Below are 19,955 nucleotides of genomic sequence, written 5' to 3' on the forward strand. Positions count from 1 at the left end.
ACATCGCCTTCGAAGCATCTATTTTATCCAAGGAAAGCCAATGAAAGACAATTCAACTGGGTCAATGAGCTGGGCTCTGGGAGCCTGGCTCGGAGCATTGCTGGTGCTCGGCTGTGGGCAGACGACCCCTAGCGGAACAGGGGAGCAGGAGTCGCTCGGCGCTCCTCTGCGAGCCAGTCAGGCGCGAGCCCGTATCGCCACGGGCGGGGATCATTCCCTGACGGTGCGCCCGGATGGCACGGTCTGGGCAGCAGGTGCGAATGCCTCGGGCCAGCTGGGCAATGGCACTACGACCGGTGGCTCCGTTCCGGTGCAGGTGCAGGAGCTGAACGGAGCCGTGACCGTCGCCGCGGGCAATTCCCACTCGTTGGCGGTGCGTAACGACGGCACCGTGTGGGCCTGGGGCTCCAACTCCTCCGGCCAGTTGGGGGATGGCTCCACGAGCAACCGCTCCGCGCCCATCCAAGTGCAAGGGCTGAACGGCATGGAGGCCGTGGCCGCGGGCTATTCCCACTCGCTGGCGCTGAGTGCTGACGGCACCGTGTGGGCCTGGGGCGCAAACTCCTCCGGCGAGCTGGGGGATGGCTCCACGAGCAGCCGCTCCGCACCGGTGCAGGTTCAGGGACTCACTGAGGTCGTGGCCCTGGCCGCGGGCTCTTCCCACTCACTGGCGCTGCGTGGCGACGGCACCGTGTGGGCCTGGGGTGCAAACTCCTACGGCCAGTTGGGGGATGGCACCACGAGCAAACGCTCCGCACCGGTGCAGGTGCAGGGACTCACTGAGGTCGTGGCCGTGGCCGCTGGCTCTTCCCACTCACTGGCGATCCGCCGCGATGGCACCGTCTGGGCCTGGGGCTCCAACTTCGGGAGCCAATTGGGGGATGGCACCACGAGCAGCCGCTCCGCACCCGTGCAGGTGCAAGGACTCAGTGGGGCTGTGGCCGTGGCCGCGGGCTATTCCCACTCGCTGGCGCTGCGCTCCAATGGCACCGTGTGGGCCTGGGGCAATAACGGCTACGGCGAGTTGGGGGATGGCACCAAGAGCACCCGCGCCGCTCCGGTGCAGGTGCAAGGACTCAGTGGGGTCGTGGCCGTGGCCGCTGGCAGTTTCTACTCCCAGGCGGTGAGCTGCGACGGCAGCGTGTGGGGCTGGGGCTCCAACGTCAACGGTCAGCTGGGGGATGGCACTCCGAGCAAGCGAGCCGTACCGGCTCAGGTGCAGGGAATCAATGGGAGCGTGGTGGCCCTGGCCGCTGGCTCCTATCATTCCTTGGCTGTGCGCCAGGACAACACGGTGTGGGCCTGGGGCAACAACGCCTCTGGCCAACTGGGGGATGGCACCACGAGCAACCGCGCCACGCCCGTCCAGGTGCAAGGCCTGAGTGGGGTGGTGGCCGTGGCCGCGGGTGTTTCCCACTCGCTGGCACTGCGTAACGACGGTACCGTGTGGACCTGGGGCTCCAATTCCTCCACCCAGCTGGGGGATGGCACCACGGGCTATCGCGCTACACCCGCCCAGGTGCAAGGACTGAGCGGGGTGGTGGCCGTGGCCGCGGGTAGTCACCACTCGCTGGCGGTGCGGGACGACGGCACCGTGTGGGCCTGGGGCTCCAACTATGACGGTCAGGTGGATGGCTATGCGAGCGGCAACTCTCCGCCCGTCCAGGTGCCAATGCTGAGCGGGGTGGTGGCCGTGGCCGCGGGTGGTTCCCACTCGCTGGCGGTGCGGAACGACGGCACTGTGTGGGGCTGGGGCTCCCACTACTACGGTCAGCTGGGGGTTGGCGGCCCGTTCAGCCTCCCCTACATGCCCGTGAAGGTGTGGACTGTGAGCGACGTGGTGGCCGTGGCCGCGGGTGGTACCCACTCGATGGCGCTGAGCTCCAATGGGACGCTGTGGGTCTGGGGCTACAATTACTACGGCCAGGTGGGGGACGGCACTGACGGCTACATGAGCACTCGCTACGAGCCAGTCCAGGTGCAAGGGCCGGCGGGGGTCGTGGCCGTGAGCGCGGGCGATTCCCACACGCTGGTGGCGGGCTCCGACAGCTCCCCCTGGGCGTGGGGCCAGAACAACTACGGGCAGCTCGGGGATGCCACCTCGGACACTCTCGCTACCCCGATGCTGGTGCAAGGCGTGAGCGGTGTGACGGCCGTGGCCGCGGGCTATTCCCACTCGCTGGCGCTGCGCTCCAACGGAACGCTGTGGGCCTGGGGCTCCAACTCCGATGGCCAGCTCGGCAGTGGAAGCCCCTTGCACGCGACCACCGCTGTCCGCACCCTGCTGTATTGAGCACAAGACTTGAGTGAGTGGGGTTGCCCCGGATACGCGGGGCGGCCCCTCCGCGCAGTCCAGGGGCGGGTACCGCCTTCACGTCCGCGGAGGCGCGTACTTCGCGAACGGCGCCAGCTGGTCGGCCAGTGCCTTCTGGAAGGCGGGCCGGGCCTCGCCGCGCTGGCGGTAGGCCTCGAGCTCCGGGCGGGCAGCGACCAGGTTCGTGTGACGCAGGATGCGGAGCACGCTCACCATGAGGAGGTCTCCGGCGGTGAACCGGTCCTCGAGCCATTCCCGGCCCTTCATCCACGTGGCGAGCTCGTCGAGCCGCTTCTCGGCCATCTGCAGGGCGCTCGGGCGACGCAGCTTCGCCCACTCCTCGTTCGCGAAGAAGATGTCAATGGCGGTGAAGTTCTGGATGTGCGGCTCGATCGAGTTCAGGGCCGCGAACATCCACGTGATGGCGCGTGCCCGGGCGGCGGGCTCGCGCGGCATCAGCACCTCCGACTTCTCCGCGATGTGCAGCACGATGGCGCCGGACTCGAATAGCGTCAGGCCATCCTCCTCGTAGACCGGCACCTGCCCGAAGGGCTGGAGGCGGCGATACGCCTCGGAGGCCTGATCCTCGGGTCCGACGCTAATCAACTTCTCCTGATAGGGAAGGCCCACCTCCTCGAGTGCCCAGCGCACCCGATGGTCCCTCACGAGCCCCTGGGCGAAGGGCGGCACCCAGCGAAACGCGGTCACGGTAATCATTGTCATCCTTTCTTACCTGATGAAACGTCATCGGTGAGGTACGTCAGCAACTCGTCCTCATCCTTGGAGATCATCCGTTCGAAGCCGTCACTTCGGGCATGACGTTGGATTTGCATCACGCCCACGGTGCTGCGCACGAGCACGCCGACCTTGCGGAAGCCGCCGATCCAACGAGGGCGGTGGCGCTGCTCCATGACGATTTCGAACTCGGGATCGTTCCGGCCGGGGCCGGCCCGGAGGTCGGCGAGCAGTCCGTACCGCGAGCGCCCCAATGCATCCAGGGCGTCACCGAGCCGCGCGAAGATGTCGCCGAGCTCCTCGAGCGAGGGGAACGGTGTGCTGCTGCGAACGGTGCGGACGATGCCCCTTTGCTCGTCGACGAGGACGGTGAAGTACGCGTCCTGGAAGACCTGTTTGTCTGTCATGGAGGGTAACCCATCGATTGGATGTACACCTGTCTAGCGCGATTGAATCAGCCGTCGCAACCAGGCCTCGCCACTCAAGAGGGTGATACCCAACAGCACCCGCAGGGTCGCTCCCAAGTCTTTGTGGGTACTGCACGAAGGAGCTCCACGTGCCTGCTCCTGGCGATGAAGCCGAGCGATACGCTCAGGCGAGACACGGTAGTATCGACATGGCAGCGAACAGCCCCGGGCACTCGAGGTACCCGAACGCAGGTGGAGCACTATGAACGTCTTGCATCGAGTCATCATCGGCGCATTGCTTGTCCTCTGTCTGGAAGCATGCGGAGAATCCAAGCCTCTTCCCGAGCGTGACCCCCTCACCCTGACACGGTTCCCCAAGGGAGCGACCATCGAGCAGCTCGCGGCGGACGACGAGGCGGTCTACTTCCTCGCGAAGACTTCATCGGATTCAACGGCGGAGCCCGTGTCTGCCTCCCTGTTCCGCGCGAGCGTGAGGGAGCCTCAAGAGCACCCGACGTTCCTCGCGGATGCGCCGACAACGGACTTCGTCGTCGGCTCGACCCACCTCTACTTCTCCGATGCCGGTTACTTCGTCGGGGCGCCCGGCAGCTACCAGTACGTGCAGTCCTTCTGGCGGGTGCCCAAGAAGGGAGGCGTGAAGGAGAAGCTCACCGAGGTCGATGGGCAATTCATGATGAACAAGTCCAATTATGGCACCCTGGTCCTGGCCGAACCGTACGTGTACTGGTTGGGGGGCAGGCCGGATGAGCCCGCCTCACTCTACCGGTTGAAGCTCGACGGCTCGGGGACTGTCGAGCGGGTCGCAGAGACCCGCAGCTGGGCGGCGTTCAACCTGGTGGCGACCGCGACCCATGTGTACTGGATGGAAGTCTACCGGACAGGCTCCGGCATCGAGAACGCCCTGGTCCGCGTACCCATCACGGCCACATCCGCCGTTCCGACAGACGTCGTGCTCTGGCCGGGCAGGGAGTATGGGGCCCGTCCGTTCATGTCCTCGGCCACGGTCGTCACGCCGGACGGAATCTTCACGAGTGTCGGGGATGAGCCCTCGTACTCACTGGTCCGGCTTCCGCTCGAGCCGGGGCAGGGCGGCCTCACGGTCATCGACGAGCTTCCCGATGATTCCCGGGGCCTGGCGGTTCATGATGGATGGCTCTACTACCCATCCAAGGATGGACAGGGCATCCGGAAGCGCCCGCTTGATGGAGGAGCCCCCGTCAAGCTGGTACCCGACCGCACTGTGACCGGCCGGCTGGCGGTAAGCACCGCCGGAGTCTTCTTCCCGGGCGATGAAGTCATCCTGCGCACCGAGCGTTGATGCCACGGAATGAGAGCAACAGCGCAACATGATGTTGCTCAGGCGGCGAGCCGGGCCTGGGCAGGCGTGTACCCCAAGTGGGCTGTGTGGCCTGTAGCGCCATGTTGTCGTTGTCTGGCGGGCCCTGTGCCTTCATCAAGAAGCAGGGCCGCGCTTCTTCGCGCTGAGCCGTCGCGCAATTCTTGCGCATCCCTCTCCTGAGGCAATTGACAATCACAAACCACCGCTAAGGGGCCCGTGGGGGCTTGGCCTTTTGATAGCGGTATGTCAGCGTGAAGAGATGAGGGGTTCAGAGAAGACTGGGGCGAAGCTGGAGTTCCTCGGACATGCCGGTTACGTCATCGAGCGCGGGCCGATGTATCTCGTCGTGGACCCGTGGGTGGACGGGGCGGCGTTCGACAACGGCTGGGACCAGCTCGTGCCGGCGAAGCGCTTCGATCCGCAGCGGGTGACACACCTGTGGTTCAGCCACGAGCACCCAGACCACTTCAGCATCCCCGCCGTGAAGTCGATTCCGCCGGAGCGCCGGGCGGAGCTGACGGTGCTCTTCCAGGAGACGGCCGACAAGCGCGTGGTGGGCTTCCTGCGCAACAACGGCTACGGCCGCGTCATCGAGGTGGGCTCGGGCGAGCGCAAGGACCTGGGTGACGGTGCGACGCTCACGACGGTGATGGCGCGCGACGGTGACTCGTGCCACCTGCTGGACCTGGGCGGGCTGCGCATCCTCAACTTCAACGACTGCTATTACACGTCCGTCGCCGAGGTGGAGGACGTGATGCACGCCATGGGCGTGAAGCCCGGCGAGGTGGACCTGCTGACGACGCAGTTCTCCTACGCCAACTGGGTGGGCAACCCGGGCGACACGGAGCGGCGGCGGCACGCGGCGCGGCGTAAGCTGGACCATCTGGCCATGCAGGTGCGCACCGTGCGCCCGCGCTTCGTGATGCCCTTCGCGTCCTTCGTGTACTTCTCGCACGAGGAGAACGCGTACCTGAACGACGGGGCAAACCTGCCGTCCATGGCGGTGGCGCGCGTGCGCGAGGAGGGCTTCCCCGCCCTCATGCTGTGCCCCGGCGACACGCTGGAGCTGTCCACGGAGGGCCTGCAGGCGGCGGTGGTGGCCACGGACGCGCGCGCGAAGGAGCTGGACGGCGCCGTGGAGGCGGTGCGCCGCGCCGAGAAGCCGCTGCGCAAGAGCGCCGCGGTGCCGCTGGAGGACGTGGTGGCCACGGTGCGCTCGGGCTTGGCGCGCCTGCGCAACGGCGTGTCCCAGGTGGACCGCACGCTCATGCGCCTGCGCCTGCCGCGCGCGGTGTTCGAGCTGAGCGACCACCGCTCCCTCATCGTCGTCGACCTGCTGGAGGACGTGCAGGTGCAGCCGCTCGGCATGCTGCAAGCGGACGTCATCCTGTCGAGCGAGGCGCTGCGCTTCTCGTTCGCCCAGGACTTCGGCTTCGACACGCTGCTCGTCAACGGCCGCTTCAAGGAGGCCCGTCCCGAGGGCGCCGACGTGGTGATGACGCTGTGCGGGCAGTTTGGCTACGTGCGCCGCAAGGTGTCCCTGCTCGCCTCCATCGTCCGCCGCCGGTTCGTGCAGGCTCCCCGGCTGGCCCTGGAGCGGCTGCGCAATCGCGCGCTCGCTCCGTAACCATTTCCTGTCCCAAGGCAGAGGGCGTCAGCCGCCGAACGTGGCCGACGCCCACGCCGCCAGTTCGGCCCTTGCTGCCTCCAATGACGCGCTACCCGCGCCGTTGGTCACCAGCGCGAAGTGGAGCTTGGAGTCCCGTGTCGAGAGCAAGAGCCGGTTCACGCCCGTGACGCCCGGTTCCGCCGCCGCAGCCACCGACTCGGCGCCGGTGTACGCGGGCACACCCCTGACCGAGCCGAGCGAGCTCACCACCGTCGTCGCGCCCGGCGCGAACGACGCGGGCAGGTGGAGTTCGGTGGGCGCCGTGCCGCCGTTGGACCGCCACACCAGCACGCCGAACTGCCCCGTGCCAACCAGTGCGCGCACCGCGGGCATCGTGTCGGGAAGCTTGTTCCACGTCAGCACGGTGCTGCCGTCGCGCGCCCGGTCCTCGTAGGTGAACGCCGCCGTCGTGCCCGCCACGGCGCGCGGGAACAGCCGGTCTACCAGTCGTTCATCCACCGTCAGGGCGGCGGTGCCGTTGTCGTCGACGTGCACGGCGGAGAAGTGCTCGTCGTTCATCGCGTCTCCGTCGGTGTGAACCTTGTTGGGGTTGTCGTTCATCAGCTCGTGGTGCCGGTCGTAGTTGACGTCCCAGTGCCACTGGCTGCCCGACAGCACCGGACCGGACGACGCGGCCGACGCCCACCACTGCGCGCCGGACAGGCGCGAGTCGAGGCCTTGGTACATGGCCTTGAGCACGGTGGACTTCTTGTCAGAGGTGTTGCCGTCGACCGGGTGCCCGTACTCGGTCACGATGCCCGCCGTGCCCAGGGCCCGCGCGCGGTCGCGGATCTTGTTGAAGTCACCGGTGTACTGCCCGTCGCTGGCCTTGCCGGGCATCAGCACGCCAGACTGTGCCTTGCCGTCGTAGAAGTGCGTGTTGAACACGTAGCGCTGCCCGAGCGCCGGCACGTCGGTGAACCCGCCGGGTTCGGCGAAGAAGTCGACGTTCTGGTTCCAGAAGACCAGCGGCTCGACGAACGCGGGCTTGTCCGCCCAGCCGACCTGGTCCATGCGTGCCCGGAACTGCTGGTGGAACGGCCACAGCAGGTCGCGCTCCCACTCGATACTGTCCTGGCCGGAGTCGTAGCGGCCGGCGTAGGGCTCGTTGAGCGGATCAACGCCCACCACGAGCCGGAAGGCGTCGGCGGACAGCCGCGACTTCACCCGCGCCAGCGCTTCGCCGGCCGCGTATAGGAACTCGTCGCGGATGCGGATCGGCCCGGCGGAGGTGGTCACCTCGCGGTTGTGCCAGAAGTCATAGGTGGCGGCGGTGACGGCGTTGTTGTTCTTCATGTTCTGGCCCCAGTGGAAGCACAGGCCGCATGACTCGCGCGGGTAGCCGCCCGCTCGCACCACCCACTCCGGGGCACCGTCGCCGGTGTACCAGCTGTCGCGGTTGAACAGGTACCGCGAGTACAGGTCCTGGTGGAAGTCCAGGTGGACGCGGATGCCCTGGTCGGTGAACGCGCTGATCTGCTCGGCCACCTTGTCCAGGTAGGCGATGTCGATGCGGCGGGGCTCGGGTTCGATCCACGCCCAGGTGAGCAGGAAGCGGACCGAGTTCGCGCCGGTCAGCCGCCGCATCGCCGCAGCGGAGGACCGGGCGTCGGCCGTGCTCGCGAACGGCAGGCCCCGGTACTCGGCGAGCTTGGCCGTGCCAGAGACGTTGAACCCCCGCAGCACCACCTCACGGCCGTACTGATCTCGGAACGCACCGTCGGCGACGTGCACCGTTGCGTCGTCGAACCAGAAGCGGTCCGCCGCACCGGCAGGCGTCACCAGCGACATCAGCAAGAACACCAGGAAGAGCACCGATCGCTTCACCGAAGTCACCCCCCACGTCTGAAGGTAAGAGTGTTTCATATTCACGTAGCAGCTCAGCGGCGACGTAACCCCCGCCGGAAGGAGGGGCCGCCCCTGCCCCGCGATGTGCCTGTCAGGAAGCCGACAGCGACAGCTTCGATTCCCCGTGGGGCGCCTCGGACAACGGCGGCATGTCATCGCGCGAGCGGACGGGTTACACCATGAGGTCTCCGGCGGTGAACCGGTCCTCGCGCCCGGCAGCGCTGGAACGAGGCCGCGGTATCATCCGGTAGAGGATGCTTGTGCGGAGAGGATGGCGGCGCAGGGCGCGCTATCGAGCATTTCCCCAAGGAGTGAAACATCATGTCAAAGCAGACTCAGAGTGCCTCGTTTGTGCTGAAGAACCCGGCAGGCCTCTACGACCCAGCGCCCAATGGTTATTCACACCTGGCGGTGGTCGCCCCTGGGACACAGCTCGTCTATATCGCCGGGCAAGGAGGTGAGAACGAAGCGGGTGCGCTCCAGCCGGATTTCCAGCTGCAGGTTCGGCAAGCCTTTCGCAACCTGAGTACGGCGCTGACGGCCGCCGGAGCCCGGACGAGCGATATCGTCAAGCTTACGGTGCTCGTGGTGGACCATACCGAGGAGAAGTTGCGGGTTTTCGGGGCGGAGCTTGCGCAGGCGCTCGGAGACGGACCGAAGCCCACCTGCACGTTGATCCCCGTACCGAGGCTGGCTCTCGATGGAATGCTCTTCGAGGTCGAGGCGGTGGCCGCCCTTCCCGCGCGATGAGGCTCCCGGGGCACGACCCCGAGGAGGACGCGCTCCCCACCGCGCGGCGAGCGGCGAGGAGGCCGCGACCAAGCTGCGCAATGTCTACCGGGTGCTCCTCACGCGCGGGATGAGGGGCACCCAGCTGTTCATCCTGGACGCGGAGACGCGGGCTCACGTTGAGTCGTTCCTTCGGGGGCAGCGCGCGACGCGTGTGGCCTGCGCGACCGGCTCAGGGACTGGTGGGTGGAGCCGCGTACCAGCGCACGTAGTCCACCTCGAGCACCTGCGGGAACGTGGTGCCCGAGGGATCTCCCCCGATGTCGCCGAGCGCGAGGTTGAGCAGCACGTAGTTCGGCTGATCAAAGACCCAGGTCCCGCCGGACCCCTTCGTGTACGTCATGCGCTTGACGCGGTCGACGTACCACTCCACGCGCGTCGAGTCCCAGAACATCCCGAACGTGTGCCAGGCATCGCCGACATTCGCGGGCGCCATGTCGACCAGTCCCCCGTTCGAGTCCCACCCGTATGCGAGTCCGGGTGCGTGCAAGGTGCCGTGCGCCTGCGTCGGGGCATCCCCCTCGCCCTCGAACAGGTCGAACTCGCCGTTCGCCGGCCACTCCCCCGTGCTCCCCATCATCCACGCCGCGGGCCACGTGCCCTTCCCGGTGGGGGCCTTGAGCCGCACCTCGACGTAGCCGTACCGGCGCTCCATCAGGCCCTGGGTCTGGATGCGCGCGGAGGTGTAGTCCCGGGTCACGCCGTCCTCGCCCGTGTAGCGCTCGCGCCGGGCAATGATTCGCAGGTGCCCGTTGCCATCGAGCTGGCAGTTCTCCGGGCGCGCGGTGTACTGCTGGAGCGTCCGGCCATGGTCCCACATGCCGCCTGTCTCGAGGTTCCACACCGCGGGATTCGGGAGGCTCCCGGCGGGCCCATCGAACTCGTCACTCCACAGGAGCACAGGCTCGGTCGAGACCTTCTGCAGGTTCACCGCGTCGGCGAGGAAGGCATCACCCGCGACGGCATTGTCCTGGAGGAGGTACACATCCAGCGTGTCGCCCGTCTGCTGCACCGTGGCCTGGACTGAAAGCGTCTGGAACGTCGTCTTCAGGGACACGGGCTCGGACTCCCAGACGCTCACGATGGCGCCCGAGGCGTTCCGTTCGCGGAGCACAATCACCAGGGGCTTGCCGACGGCGCTGCTGCTGCCGGCCGCAACCGAGGCGGAGGCCTCATACCTCGTTCCCGCGACGGCGCTCGGCACCGTGTCCGGCGAGTCATCCAGCGAGTAGAGGGTGCCGGTGCTCCTCGTGACGCGCGCGACGTAGCTGCCGCCAGGCGCCGCCGTCGAGGTCTCACGGAGGAGCGTCCCCTGCCAGCTTGCCCAGCCCGCGGTGCCGGTCTCGAAGGAGGGATTGCTCACGAGGTTGCTCTCTGCGAGCTCCGCTCGCCGCGGCTCGAGCGGCTGCGAGGGCGCGTCGTCTACGCAGCCCAGCGCTCCGGTCAGGAGCGCGGCGGTCCACCAGAAGCGAGCGAGTGAGGAGTGTCTGGATGGCATGGGTGACCTCTCGGATGGGGACGCATCGTGGATGCAGCTCACCGAAGACACACGCCGCGGCCAGATGGCGCATTTTCCCCATCCAATCCCTCGAAGAGTGAACAACATCCATGGCGGACCGCTTAGAACCTGTTTCGGTAGGAGCCTACCAGCCCCGGGAGCGGCCGAGGGAGTAGCGGGGCATGTGGGCCTTGGGTGACTGAGGAAGTAGGATGGAAGACATGACTTTGGTGGTTCTCCCTGATGGGAGGTGAAGACCGGAGCCATGGGGCTTGTGAAGCAAGATGTCGGCTGGCGTCTACCGGACGAGTTGTGGGCGAAGATGGAGCCGCTTCTGCCGCCGAGGCCACCACATCCGCTGGGGTGCCACAACCCGCGCACGCCCGACCGGCGGGCCATGGAGGGAATTCTGCTGGTGCTGCGCACGGGGATGCAATGGCGTGCGCTGAATGCCACGGGCATCTGCGGCCCCTCATCGGCCTACCGGCGCTTCCGGGAGTGGTTGGAGGCGGGAGTGTTCCGGGAGTTCTGGCGCCAGGGGTTGTTGGCCTATGACGCCCTGGCCGGAATCGACTGGGAGTGGCTGGCGATGGATGGGGCCATGGGGAAGGCACCGCTGGGCGGGGAGAAGACGGGCCCCAACCCGACGGATAGGGCCAAGAAGGGCACCAAGAAGAGCCTGCTGACCGATGGGCGCGGCGCTCCCCTGGGCCTGGCCGTTGCCGGAGCCAACGTCCCTGACTTCAAGCTGATGCGCTCCACGCTCCAGTCCATGTCCGTGGAGCGCCCCTCTCCCAGTGCGCACGCACCGCAGGGGATGTGTCTGGACAAGGGCTATGACTACGACGAGGTACGAGCCCTGGCCCAGCAGTACGGCTTCACCCTGCACTTGCGTCAGCGTGGCGAGCAGGACAAGCCGCTGGAGGGCGGCAAGAAGGCACGGCGCTGGGTGGTGGAGCGCACTCACGGGTGGATTCAACGAATTCCGTCGTCTGCTGGTGCGCTGGGAGAAGCGCGAGGACACGTACTTGGCGATGCTCCACTTCGCCCTGGGCATCATCACTTGGTTCCACGCTCTCCTACCAAAAATAGGCTTTTAGCGGCGACCCATCAGGTGAACCGTGCAAGGCAAATGACGTGCCTCACTCTTTGCGTGTGACTCGCGTCACATCGCCTTGGTCGTGGGAGTGGCAGGTTTGCTCCAGCTAGCGAGACGTAAGGCCGTCGCGCTGGTGGAAGAGCAGGCCTTGTCGCAAAGAGTCATCCGGCGCACTCCGCTCCGGATTTTCAGACAAAGAGAGGATACTCCCATGGCGATTTCCCTGGAAGCATTGACTAATGGCAACTGGGATGATGGCAGGCTGGTGACCGTGACTCCCAATCCGTCGAGCAACAGCTTCGTCTGCAACAACATCCAGAACAGTGCCACCTGCTTGTTCCTGTACAACTCGGCCAACACGGACCACGACATCGTCGTGACCGTGAAGACCTCCAACAGCGCGGCGCCGGTCCACGTCACCGTGCCGGGCACCACTAGCCAGAAAGGCTTGGCCACCCTCGTCCTGATCAACGGCATGGTCACCAACGCGGTGACGCTCAGCATGGGTTCTGATCAGCCGGCGGACTCCCAGGTCCAGGCGTTCCTCGGCAGCGTGGCTTTCCCGATCAACACCAGCGGGATCAAGAACCTGCAACTGCCGGAAAATGGATCGGTCCAGAACTTCACCCAGTTCACGCGCTTCTACGACGTCCCCGGCTCCACCTGGTACCAGCTGACGCTGACCAGCAGCGTCTACCAGTTCTACTGCGCCCAGTTCGGCCCCGGCGGGAGCGCGTTGACCATCTACTGCCTGAACCCCGGGCCTTATGCGGAGGCGCAGGTGGTTCAGGCCGACAACAACAATCCGGTGCCGTACAAGTTCATGAGGCCGCCCAGCGGTCAGCCGCAGCAGAAGATCGTTCAGTCGATCTTCGGCAACGCTCAGCAGTGGGTCTGGATCAACGCTGACAGCATCACCAACTCGCAGTCGGCCACGATTGCCCTGCAGGGGCTCTGAGTCGTCTAAGAGGTCCTGACAAAGCCAGGGGAGCAGTCAGCACGCCCGAGGACGCAGTTGCCGACGAAGCGGTTTTGTTAGGGTCTCTAACTCCGCCGACCGAGTTCGGTCCCCTACATGCTCAACACTTGGCTATGAGCATCCAGGGGCTGGTTCTGGTCGCGCTGACTGAGCAGGACCCGTGCGGTACCTCCAGGTGGACGTCCACCTGGAGGTGCGGTGCCTCAAAGCATAAGAGCCTGTTTCGGTACGTCTCAGCCCTGGCAGCCTGCTCCGCTGGCGGGGAGTTGCCAGAACGTCCTACCGAACCAGGCTTTTAGTGGACGCCTCGGAACCTCCCCGGGTTTGATGCGTGCACGCGCGGCGGATGTTGCCTTGCCCTCACACCACACCCTCCGAGTCATGAAAAAATCCCTCCTCCCCTCCCTGCTGTTCCTCGCCCAGACGGCCTGTCAGACCACCCAGCCGGACGTGGTAGTCACCCTGCTCGGCACGTCCGACTACCACTCCCACGCCGTGCCGTTCTACTCGGAGGGCAAGCATGACCAGGCGGGCATCGCCCGCGCCATGGCCTACTTCAAGAAGGCCCGCCAGACGCCCGGCACCCTTGTGATTTCCGGTGGCGATACGCTCAACCTCGGCACGCCCACCTGGAGCGATGAGTACCGCTGCATCGAGTGGGCGTGGCTCAACGGCGTGGTGGACATCATGGCCGTGGGCAACCACGAGTTCGATTACGGCCCCGAGGAGTTCCAGCGCTGCGCGGCCAGCGTGGACTACCCCCTCATCAGCTCCAACCTAGTGGGCGCGGATGGCCAGCCCCTGCTGCGGCCGGACGGCAAGCCCTACGTCATTCGCGAGGTGCAGGGCGTGCGCGTGGGCTTCTTCGCGCTCGGCGGCTCGGACTTCCCCCGCCTCATCCGCTCCCACCTGCTACCGGAGGGCGCCTCGTGGAAGGAGCCCATCGCCGAGGCCCAGGCCACCGTGCGGCAGCTGCGCGAGGTGGAGAAGGTGGATGCGGTGGTCTTCATCGGCCACCAGTTCCGCGAGGAGGACGAGGCCATGGCCAGGGCCGCGCCAGGAATCGATCTCATCCTCGGCTCGCACTCGCACTTCAAGAGCGAGCTGGTGAAGATTCCCGGCACGGAGACGTACTTCATCTCTCCGTACCAGTACCTGACCTATATCTCCCAAGTGAGGCTGCGCTTCCGGCAGGGCAAGCAGGTGGAGGTGACGGGCGAGCTGGTGAAGATGGACGAGAACCAGCCGAAGGACGAGCAGCTCGAGGCCCAGGTGCGGCAGCTGCAGGATCAGCTCGTGGCGAAGCGGCCGGAGCGCTTCCAGGTGCTGGGACGGGCGCTGGTGGAGCTGGGCGATGAGGGCCTGTCCCAGCACGAGACGGTGCTGGGCAACTGGGCGACGGAGGTGCTGCGCAAGGCCGCGGGCACGCACGCCTACTTCTCCACCGCCTCAAGCTTCCGCGCGGGCATTCCTCCCGGAGACATCACCGTGGAGACCTTCTACACGGCCATTCCCTACAAGAACACCGTGGTGACCGCCGACGTCACCGGCGAGCAGCTCCTGGCCTGGCTGCGCCTGAGCGTGTCCAAGCGCGGCTCGGACATCTTCAGCCAGCAGACCGGGGTGCGCTACCGGGCGGTGGAGGGCGACCTCACGCAGGTACAGGTGCTCGTGGATCCGGCTCGGCCCGAGGTGGGCTACGCGCCGCTGGTGCCCGGTGCCAGCTATCGGCTGGCCACCACCAACTACCAAGCCTTCGTCGCCGCCGGTTACAAGGAGCTGTTCGCCAGCTTCGCCAACCCGGTGACCACGACGCTGGACGCGCACACGGTGTTGAGCGAAGCCCTGCGCGCCGGGCCCGTGACGGCGGAGCTGGACGGACGCTCGGGCGGGAACTGACGTCCCTGGGAGTATAGTATAGCGGTGATGAAGCGGCTGGCCGGCCACGTGCGTGGAGGCCCACCGAGCCCTAACTTGCGGCGGCGCGGACGTGATCCCGAGAGGGTGTCAAAGAACTTGAGTAGCTGGAGGGGCACAGCTCCCCAAGAGAGGCAGGAGGCGGCAAGAGTGGCGCCTGAGGCAGCCGCAGAGAAGGTGTCAGACGATTTGAGTTTGGCGCCTACCGCCTTTCGAGGATGGCATTACCGGCAATGGGCTGGTCCTCCTCCAGTCAAGGAGGCGGTCCGTGGCAGCGATGTGCTGTACAGATCCTCTGACACCTTCTGTGGCGCCTGTTCTTTACCCGATGTGCGGGGTCGTGAGGACTGAAGGTGCCGCGGCGGGTCTCCCCCAGGTATCGCCCCTGGCCGGCTCGGATAGACTCGAGCCACTTCCCAGGGAGTTGCCAGTGGCGGGCAGACGCAAGAATCGCAACGAGCGGCCGGCATCCGAGGATGTGTCCTATGAGGCCCGCACCGAGGCCTCGCCTCCCGCTACCCCGAGTGCCGCCGATCGCGCGGGCATGGCGTACTCCGTGGCTCCGGGGACTCCTCACCTGTACCGCGCCCCCGTCCCGCGCTTCCTCGACGATGTGGACGCGGGCTCGCTGCCTGGACTGCTCGAGGCTCGCTTCCAGGCGCTTGAGGGCGAGTCGCCGTCCGAGGGCGAGGTGACGGCCTGGAAGCACTCCCTGCGCGCGCTCGCCGAGGTGCTGCGCGACGAGCGGTTGCGGCGCTCGGAGATCTTCGTCGAGCTGTGGATGCCCATCCGCGGCCGGCGGTGCGACGCCCTGCTCACCGGGACGAACCTTGAGGGCCACCTGTCGGCCGTGGTCGTCGAGCTCAAGCAGTGGACGCGCGTGGACAAGTCTCCCTGGCGCGAGGAAGTCTCCGTCATGAATGACAGCCGTCCCCACCCCTCGGCCCAGGTGCGGGACTACGTCGGTTTCCTCCGCTACTACCATTCCGCCTTCGTCCAGGACGGGGTCCACATCACCGGCTGCGTCTGGCTGCACGGCATGGACGATCCCCGGTCCATCGCGCTGCTGAGAAACCCCGATGCCTTCGGCGATCTCTTCCGCGAGTACCCCCTGTTCGTGAAGCGCGAGCAGCAACGGTTCGCCGACTGGCTCCAGGATCAGCTCGGGCACGGGGAGGGGACCCGCGCCGCGGGGCTCATCGCCTCCGGGCATACACGGCCTTCGGAGAAGCTCCTCGACATGGTGGTGCGCACCATCCAGGGCGAGTTCGAGTGGCGGCTGCTCGACGTGCAGCGGCAGGCCTACCTGCGCATCGTCACCGTCGTGGAGGAGGGCCGCGCGGACGGCTCGCGCTCGGTGGTGTTGGTGAAGGGCGGCCCGGGTACGGGCAAGAGCGTGCTCGCGCTGCAACTCCTGGCGCACGGCGCGAACAAGCACTGGCGCGTGGTCCATGCCACGGGCTCGCAGGCCTTCCAGACGAACCTCCAGGGCAAGACGATCGCCTTCTCCGAGGCGCTCCACAAGAAGCTCCAGGGCGTGCGTTTCAAGAAGGAGCTGCCCGTCGAGCAGATCTTCTGCACCTTCGCGGACGTGGCGAAGGCGGGCTCGCGCCAGGCGGATGTGTTGGACCTGGTGGTGGCTGACGAGGCCCACCGGCTCTGGGACTACCGCCGGGTGAAGTTCCCCAACGGGAAGATCCGGCGGCTGTCGGACACGCCGATGATCGAGGAGCTCATCCGCGCGAGTCGCGTCACCGCGTTCTTCCTCGACGACAACCAGGCCGTGCGAGCCGGGGAGATCGGCCAGTCGTCGGTGGTCCGCGAGGCCGCGAAGCGGCTCGGGGTGCGGCTGGTGGAGATGGAGCTGGATCTGCAGTTCCGCTGCGGCGGGAGCGAGAGCTATGTCCGGTGGGTGGACGCGCTGCTGGGCTTTCGGGAGGGCGCGGACCTCGCGTGGAGGGAGCAGGGGGCCTATGCGCTCCAGGTTGAGCCAGACATGGTCAAGCTGGACCAGCGGCTGCGCGTGCTGCGCAACCAGGGGTATCGCAGCCGCATCGTCGCGGGCTACTGCTGGCCGTGGTCACCGGTGGGCACGGGTCCCGAGCGCCTGGTGCGAGACGTAAAGGACAAGCGCTTCGGAGGGTGGAGCGCGCCGTGGATCGAGAAGACCGGGCAGGGGCGCAAACCCCTGGAGAACCAGTACTACCGTTGGGCCAACGAAGACGAATATTACGAGCAGGTCGGGTCCATCTACTCGGTGCAGGGCTTCGAGTTCGACTACGTGGGCGTCATCTGGGGCGAGGATCTCGTCTGGCGGAAGGACCACTGGGAGGCGGACCTGTCGAAGAACAAGGATAAGACCTTCAAGCGCGACGTCCGGGCGAGCGGCGAGGATGCCGCGACCAAGCTGCGCAACGTCTACCGGGTGCTCCTCACGCGCGGGATGAGGGGCACCCAGTTGTTCATCCTGGACGCGGAGACGCGGGCTCACGTTGAGTCGTTCCTCCGGGGGCAGCGCGCGACGCGTGTGGCCTGAGCGTCCGGCTCAGGGACTGGTGGGCGGACCCGCGTACCAGCGCACGTAGTCCACCTCGAGCACCTGCCAGGACAGGTGTCAAAGGACTCGTCCCGGCGCACCTCTCGCCCTTGCCGGTGAGGCCCTCAGGGTTCACGTGCAGTTCCGAGGCGAGCGTCTCGCGTGAGATGGACTCGCGCGCCTCCTGCGTCACCTTGCGCACCCGCGCATTGCCGTCCACCCACTGAGACCAACGGCCAGGCTCTTGTGCGAACCCGAGCCGTTTCGTGCACAACCACCCGCGACTGTCAGTTCGGAGGGAAACCTATGCGCTCACGGAACGAGCTTGCAGCAGATCGCAGTGGCCTTCACAGTCGCCGTTGTCGAAGAAGGGCCTCTCAAGGCACAGGAATACGACCAACGGTTAGTAGACGACGCCCATCCCACAGAACTGGTCGTGCCAATGGTATGTGGTTGACCGGACCAACACGCCCCCCCGGTCAAGAACTCCCCATCATCGCAAGCCGCAGCAGATTCGCCGCCTACCCAGTAGGTGTTCACCGGGGCGTCTTCCACATAACGGCATGACATCGTTCGAGGAGGACCCGCGGGACCCTGCGGGCCCGGAATGCCCTGCATGCCAGGAATTCCTTGGATTCCCTGCGGGCCTCTGTCGCCCTTTTCTCCCTTCTCACCTTGAATTCCTTGAGGGCCGATAGGACCCTGGGGACCCGGAGGACCAACCTCGCCCTGAGGACCCTGAGGACCCGGAGGACCAACCTCGCCCTGGGGACCCTGCGGGCCGGTGTCTCCCTTATCGCCCTTATCCCCCTTGGGTCCCTGCGTCCCCAAGGTAATCTCGAAGGCATCGCTCTGGTTGGGATCCGAGCTCGACGAGACGGTCAGGCGATATGAGCCCGGCGGGCTGAGCCATCCCCTCATTTTAGATGAGACCGAAAGCTTCGCGGAAAACGAGCTGCTCACGGACGAGTTGGGCGAAGCGCTCCATGAGAGGACGCAACTCGGCTTCTCGCATCATGGGCAGGGCCTTGTAGTACATACATCCCTGACGGAAGAGGGAGTAGGTGCGCTTCTTGGAGGTGTTGGCCTTGAGGTAGCGCTCCATGCCGAGACTCTCGCCCGCGGCCCCAGCAGCGTCAGCAGCGCGCACGCCAGGGCACTGACCAGCAGCAGCCTGTCTCGCCTGTCCGTCTCGGCGATGCGCACCGAAGACAGGCCCATACCGAAGCGCAAGTCCTTCACATCCCTGAAACCCTCTTCGATGGTGAAACGGCGGCGGTAGAGCGCGACGACCTCGGCACCGGAGGCATCCACCAGGTTGGTGGCCAGACACCAAGCATCCTTCATGCCCTTCTTCTTCAGGCACACCACGGCAGCCACTTCTGTCTCGTCCGCCGTGACTCGCGCTCCTTTGAGCGTGCGCAGGTGGCCCGACTTCGGCACCCACTCCCCCGCGGGTTTGCGCTCCCCGTCTGTGTTCGTCACCGTGATGGATTTGCGGAAGCGCACCACGTACGAGAAGCCCAACTGCGCCAGCAGCGCATACAGTGCCTGGTCAGCGAAGCCCCGGTCGGCAAGTACCGTCACCTTCACCTCGCCCGGAATCAGTTCGCGCAGGCGTAGCAGGACGGTGTCCTCCACGTCGTTGCGCTGGCCCTTGAGGGTGGACTTGTGCACTGTCAGCCACACCAGGGGCGTAGGGCGGCCGTGCTTCGTCAGCAGCGAAGCCACCAGGGTGGTGTGGTCATCATCGTCGAAGTCCGTCCAGTCCAAGGCGATGACGGCCTCGGTGCGCTGGGCCAGCATGTACGGCACCCACAGACTGAACAGGTGCCACACGTTCAAGCCCGCATTGGACAGCAACCTGTCTACCTGCTTCACCCCGTGCTTGCCCTTGGTGCCTCGCGCCACCGCCACGGCCTGCCCGATGGCGTACACCGACAAACTCGCGGCGTGGATGACCCCCAGCGTCGCCAGCGACAGTGACAGCACCCGCTTGGCGTGGACGTCCTCGGCGAAGAGGCTGGAGAGGAATTCATGGACCTGCTGCTCGTTGATAGCTGAAGTACCCACTTCTCCGGTAACGTCCATGACCCTACTGCTCGAACTAAACAGCCTACCGACCCCCTCCTCGCCAGCTAGCTAAATGAGGGGATGCCTCAGCCCGGCGGGAACATGGGCAACTCGGCATACACATAGTTGCTCCCGCTTGAGGTGATGCGCGCAGGGTAGCCTGAGAACAGCACGACGGGACGTGTGCTGCCGAAGTTTGTCCCGTAGATGGAAAGGAGGAGTTGCCCTGTGCTCGACTCCTCGACTTCGACATTCAAGATGTCGAGCACGGCCTGGGCATGAGCCGCACCGGGCATAGTGAGACCCAGCACCAAACAACACAAAACAATGCCTTTACGGACCAGTTCTTCAACATTGCAAGAACTGAGACCCACGAACCGTTGCCTGCTCACGTTCACGAATCACTCCAGGAGGGGAAACGTTCACTACTGGAATAACGTACGCGACAGTACCTAGGGCATTCAAGCTGCACGCCTTTTCTGGTGCTTCATGACTGTGCTAACGCTTTCTTGGAATCTGAAGCCCACAGGGGCCTTGTCCTTACTCCGTTCGCCAGGGAAGGTTCCAAAGAACTCGCTTTGACACCTCGCGGCCGAGTCCCCCTACAGGTTGTCTGACACCCTGACAGATGGTCATCATCTGCGGCAGGATGGGGAGACGCTGGCGAACCTGAAGGGCTTGGGACCTGTGCAAATCCTCTGACACCTTCTGCGGCTGTTCGAGAAGCTCCA

At 66.0% G+C, this 19,955-nt stretch carries 13 protein-coding genes and 1 pseudogene; 8 read left to right on the forward strand and 6 right to left on the reverse strand.

Annotated features, from left to right (window positions below):
• Positions 1–64 precede the first annotated feature (64 nt).
• Entirely contained in the window at positions 65–2,293 is a 2,229-nt protein-coding gene (locus F0U60_RS01115) for an RCC1-like domain-containing protein (RefSeq protein ID WP_395812986.1), read from the forward strand.
• A gap of 78 nt (positions 2,294–2,371) precedes the next feature.
• On the opposite strand, the gene F0U60_RS01120 is transcribed toward F0U60_RS01115, so the two are convergent.
• Together F0U60_RS01120 and F0U60_RS01125 are read right to left on the reverse strand one after the other, a co-directional pair.
• Positions 2,372–3,031 carry a glutathione S-transferase family protein gene (locus tag F0U60_RS01120; protein WP_395812988.1) on the reverse strand — a complete coding sequence of 220 codons (660 nt, stop codon included), beginning with the start codon at positions 3,029–3,031 and terminating at the stop codon, positions 2,372–2,374.
• A 2-nt stretch (positions 3,032–3,033) separates the two neighbouring features.
• Positions 3,034–3,456 (reverse strand): hypothetical protein, encoded by a 423-nt coding sequence (locus F0U60_RS01125; RefSeq protein ID WP_395812990.1) that lies wholly within the window; start codon positions 3,454–3,456, stop codon positions 3,034–3,036.
• 262 nt (positions 3,457–3,718) lie between these two features.
• On the opposite strand from F0U60_RS01125, the gene F0U60_RS01130 reads away from it, so the two are divergent.
• Complete coding sequence (locus tag F0U60_RS01130) at positions 3,719–4,795, forward strand: hypothetical protein (protein ID WP_395812992.1); 1,077 nt, start codon at positions 3,719–3,721, stop codon at positions 4,793–4,795.
• Positions 4,796–5,075: 280 nt separating this feature from the next.
• The gene (locus F0U60_RS01135) at positions 5,076–6,443 is read left to right on the forward strand and encodes an MBL fold metallo-hydrolase (protein ID WP_395812994.1); all 1,368 of its coding nucleotides are present in this window, start codon (positions 5,076–5,078) and stop codon (positions 6,441–6,443) included.
• A gap of 27 nt (positions 6,444–6,470) precedes the next feature.
• Here the strand turns inward: F0U60_RS01135 and F0U60_RS01140 are convergent, their stop codons facing one another.
• Entirely contained in the window at positions 6,471–8,351 is a 1,881-nt protein-coding gene (locus tag F0U60_RS01140) for a cellulase family glycosylhydrolase (protein ID WP_395812996.1), read from the reverse strand.
• A gap of 303 nt (positions 8,352–8,654) precedes the next feature.
• Between F0U60_RS01140 and F0U60_RS01145 the strand changes: the two genes are divergently transcribed.
• Positions 8,655–9,083: a RidA family protein gene (locus F0U60_RS01145; protein WP_395812998.1), complete on the forward strand. Its 429-nt coding sequence runs from the start codon at positions 8,655–8,657 to the stop codon at positions 9,081–9,083.
• 211 nt (positions 9,084–9,294) lie between these two features.
• Here the strand turns inward: F0U60_RS01145 and F0U60_RS01150 are convergent, their stop codons facing one another.
• Positions 9,295–10,620: a glycoside hydrolase family 16 protein gene (locus F0U60_RS01150; RefSeq protein ID WP_395813000.1), complete on the reverse strand. Its 1,326-nt coding sequence runs from the start codon at positions 10,618–10,620 to the stop codon at positions 9,295–9,297.
• A gap of 265 nt (positions 10,621–10,885) precedes the next feature.
• On the opposite strand from F0U60_RS01150, the gene F0U60_RS01155 reads away from it, so the two are divergent.
• From F0U60_RS01155 to F0U60_RS01170, 4 genes are all read left to right on the forward strand, one after another.
• Positions 10,886–11,720, forward strand: a protein-coding gene (locus F0U60_RS01155; protein ID WP_395813002.1) for an IS5 family transposase whose coding sequence is annotated in 2 segments (ribosomal slippage) — positions 10,886–11,596 and positions 11,598–11,720 — 834 coding nt in all. Because the reading frame shifts where the segments join, the coding sequence is not laid out codon by codon here.
• 210 nt (positions 11,721–11,930) lie between these two features.
• On the forward strand, positions 11,931–12,677 hold the full coding sequence (locus F0U60_RS01160) for a hypothetical protein (RefSeq protein ID WP_395813004.1): 747 nt from the start codon (positions 11,931–11,933) through the stop codon (positions 12,675–12,677).
• Between the two features lie 402 nt (positions 12,678–13,079).
• The gene (locus F0U60_RS01165) at positions 13,080–14,597 is read left to right on the forward strand and encodes a bifunctional metallophosphatase/5'-nucleotidase (protein WP_395813006.1); all 1,518 of its coding nucleotides are present in this window, start codon (positions 13,080–13,082) and stop codon (positions 14,595–14,597) included.
• A gap of 448 nt (positions 14,598–15,045) precedes the next feature.
• The gene (locus F0U60_RS01170) at positions 15,046–17,151 is read left to right on the forward strand and encodes a DUF2075 domain-containing protein (protein WP_395813008.1); all 2,106 of its coding nucleotides are present in this window, start codon (positions 15,046–15,048) and stop codon (positions 17,149–17,151) included.
• Between the two features lie 922 nt (positions 17,152–18,073).
• Here F0U60_RS01170 and F0U60_RS01175 read toward each other — a convergent pair.
• A pseudogene (locus tag F0U60_RS01175) lies at positions 18,074–19,224 on the reverse strand (IS4 family transposase).
• Positions 19,225–19,310: 86 nt separating this feature from the next.
• On the reverse strand, positions 19,311–19,622 hold the full coding sequence (locus F0U60_RS01180) for an IPT/TIG domain-containing protein (protein WP_395813010.1): 312 nt from the start codon (positions 19,620–19,622) through the stop codon (positions 19,311–19,313).
• Positions 19,623–19,955: the final 333 nt, after the last annotated feature.

It is taken from the genome of Archangium minus, assembly GCF_044360475.1.
Taxonomy (GTDB): domain Bacteria; phylum Myxococcota; class Myxococcia; order Myxococcales; family Myxococcaceae; genus Archangium; species Archangium minus.

What these genes read in the sequence shown, in the direction of transcription:
- F0U60_RS01120 (WP_395812988.1), bottom strand. Translation starts at nt 3,031, where the DNA reads ATGATTACCGTGACCGCGTTTCGCTGGGTGCCGCCCTTCGCCCAGGGG.
- F0U60_RS01135 (WP_395812994.1), top strand. Translation starts at nt 5,076, where the DNA reads ATGAGGGGTTCAGAGAAGACTGGGGCGAAGCTGGAGTTCCTCGGACAT.
- F0U60_RS01125 (WP_395812990.1), bottom strand. Translation starts at nt 3,456, where the DNA reads ATGACAGACAAACAGGTCTTCCAGGACGCGTACTTCACCGTCCTCGTC.
- F0U60_RS01150 (WP_395813000.1), bottom strand. Translation starts at nt 10,620, where the DNA reads ATGCCATCCAGACACTCCTCACTCGCTCGCTTCTGGTGGACCGCCGCG.
- F0U60_RS01165 (WP_395813006.1), top strand. Translation starts at nt 13,080, where the DNA reads ATGAAAAAATCCCTCCTCCCCTCCCTGCTGTTCCTCGCCCAGACGGCC.
- F0U60_RS01160 (WP_395813004.1), top strand. Translation starts at nt 11,931, where the DNA reads ATGGCGATTTCCCTGGAAGCATTGACTAATGGCAACTGGGATGATGGC.
- F0U60_RS01140 (WP_395812996.1), bottom strand. Translation starts at nt 8,351, where the DNA reads ATGAAACACTCTTACCTTCAGACGTGGGGGGTGACTTCGGTGAAGCGA.
- F0U60_RS01130 (WP_395812992.1), top strand. Translation starts at nt 3,719, where the DNA reads ATGAACGTCTTGCATCGAGTCATCATCGGCGCATTGCTTGTCCTCTGT.
- F0U60_RS01115 (WP_395812986.1), top strand. Translation starts at nt 65, where the DNA reads ATGAGCTGGGCTCTGGGAGCCTGGCTCGGAGCATTGCTGGTGCTCGGC.
- F0U60_RS01145 (WP_395812998.1), top strand. Translation starts at nt 8,655, where the DNA reads ATGTCAAAGCAGACTCAGAGTGCCTCGTTTGTGCTGAAGAACCCGGCA.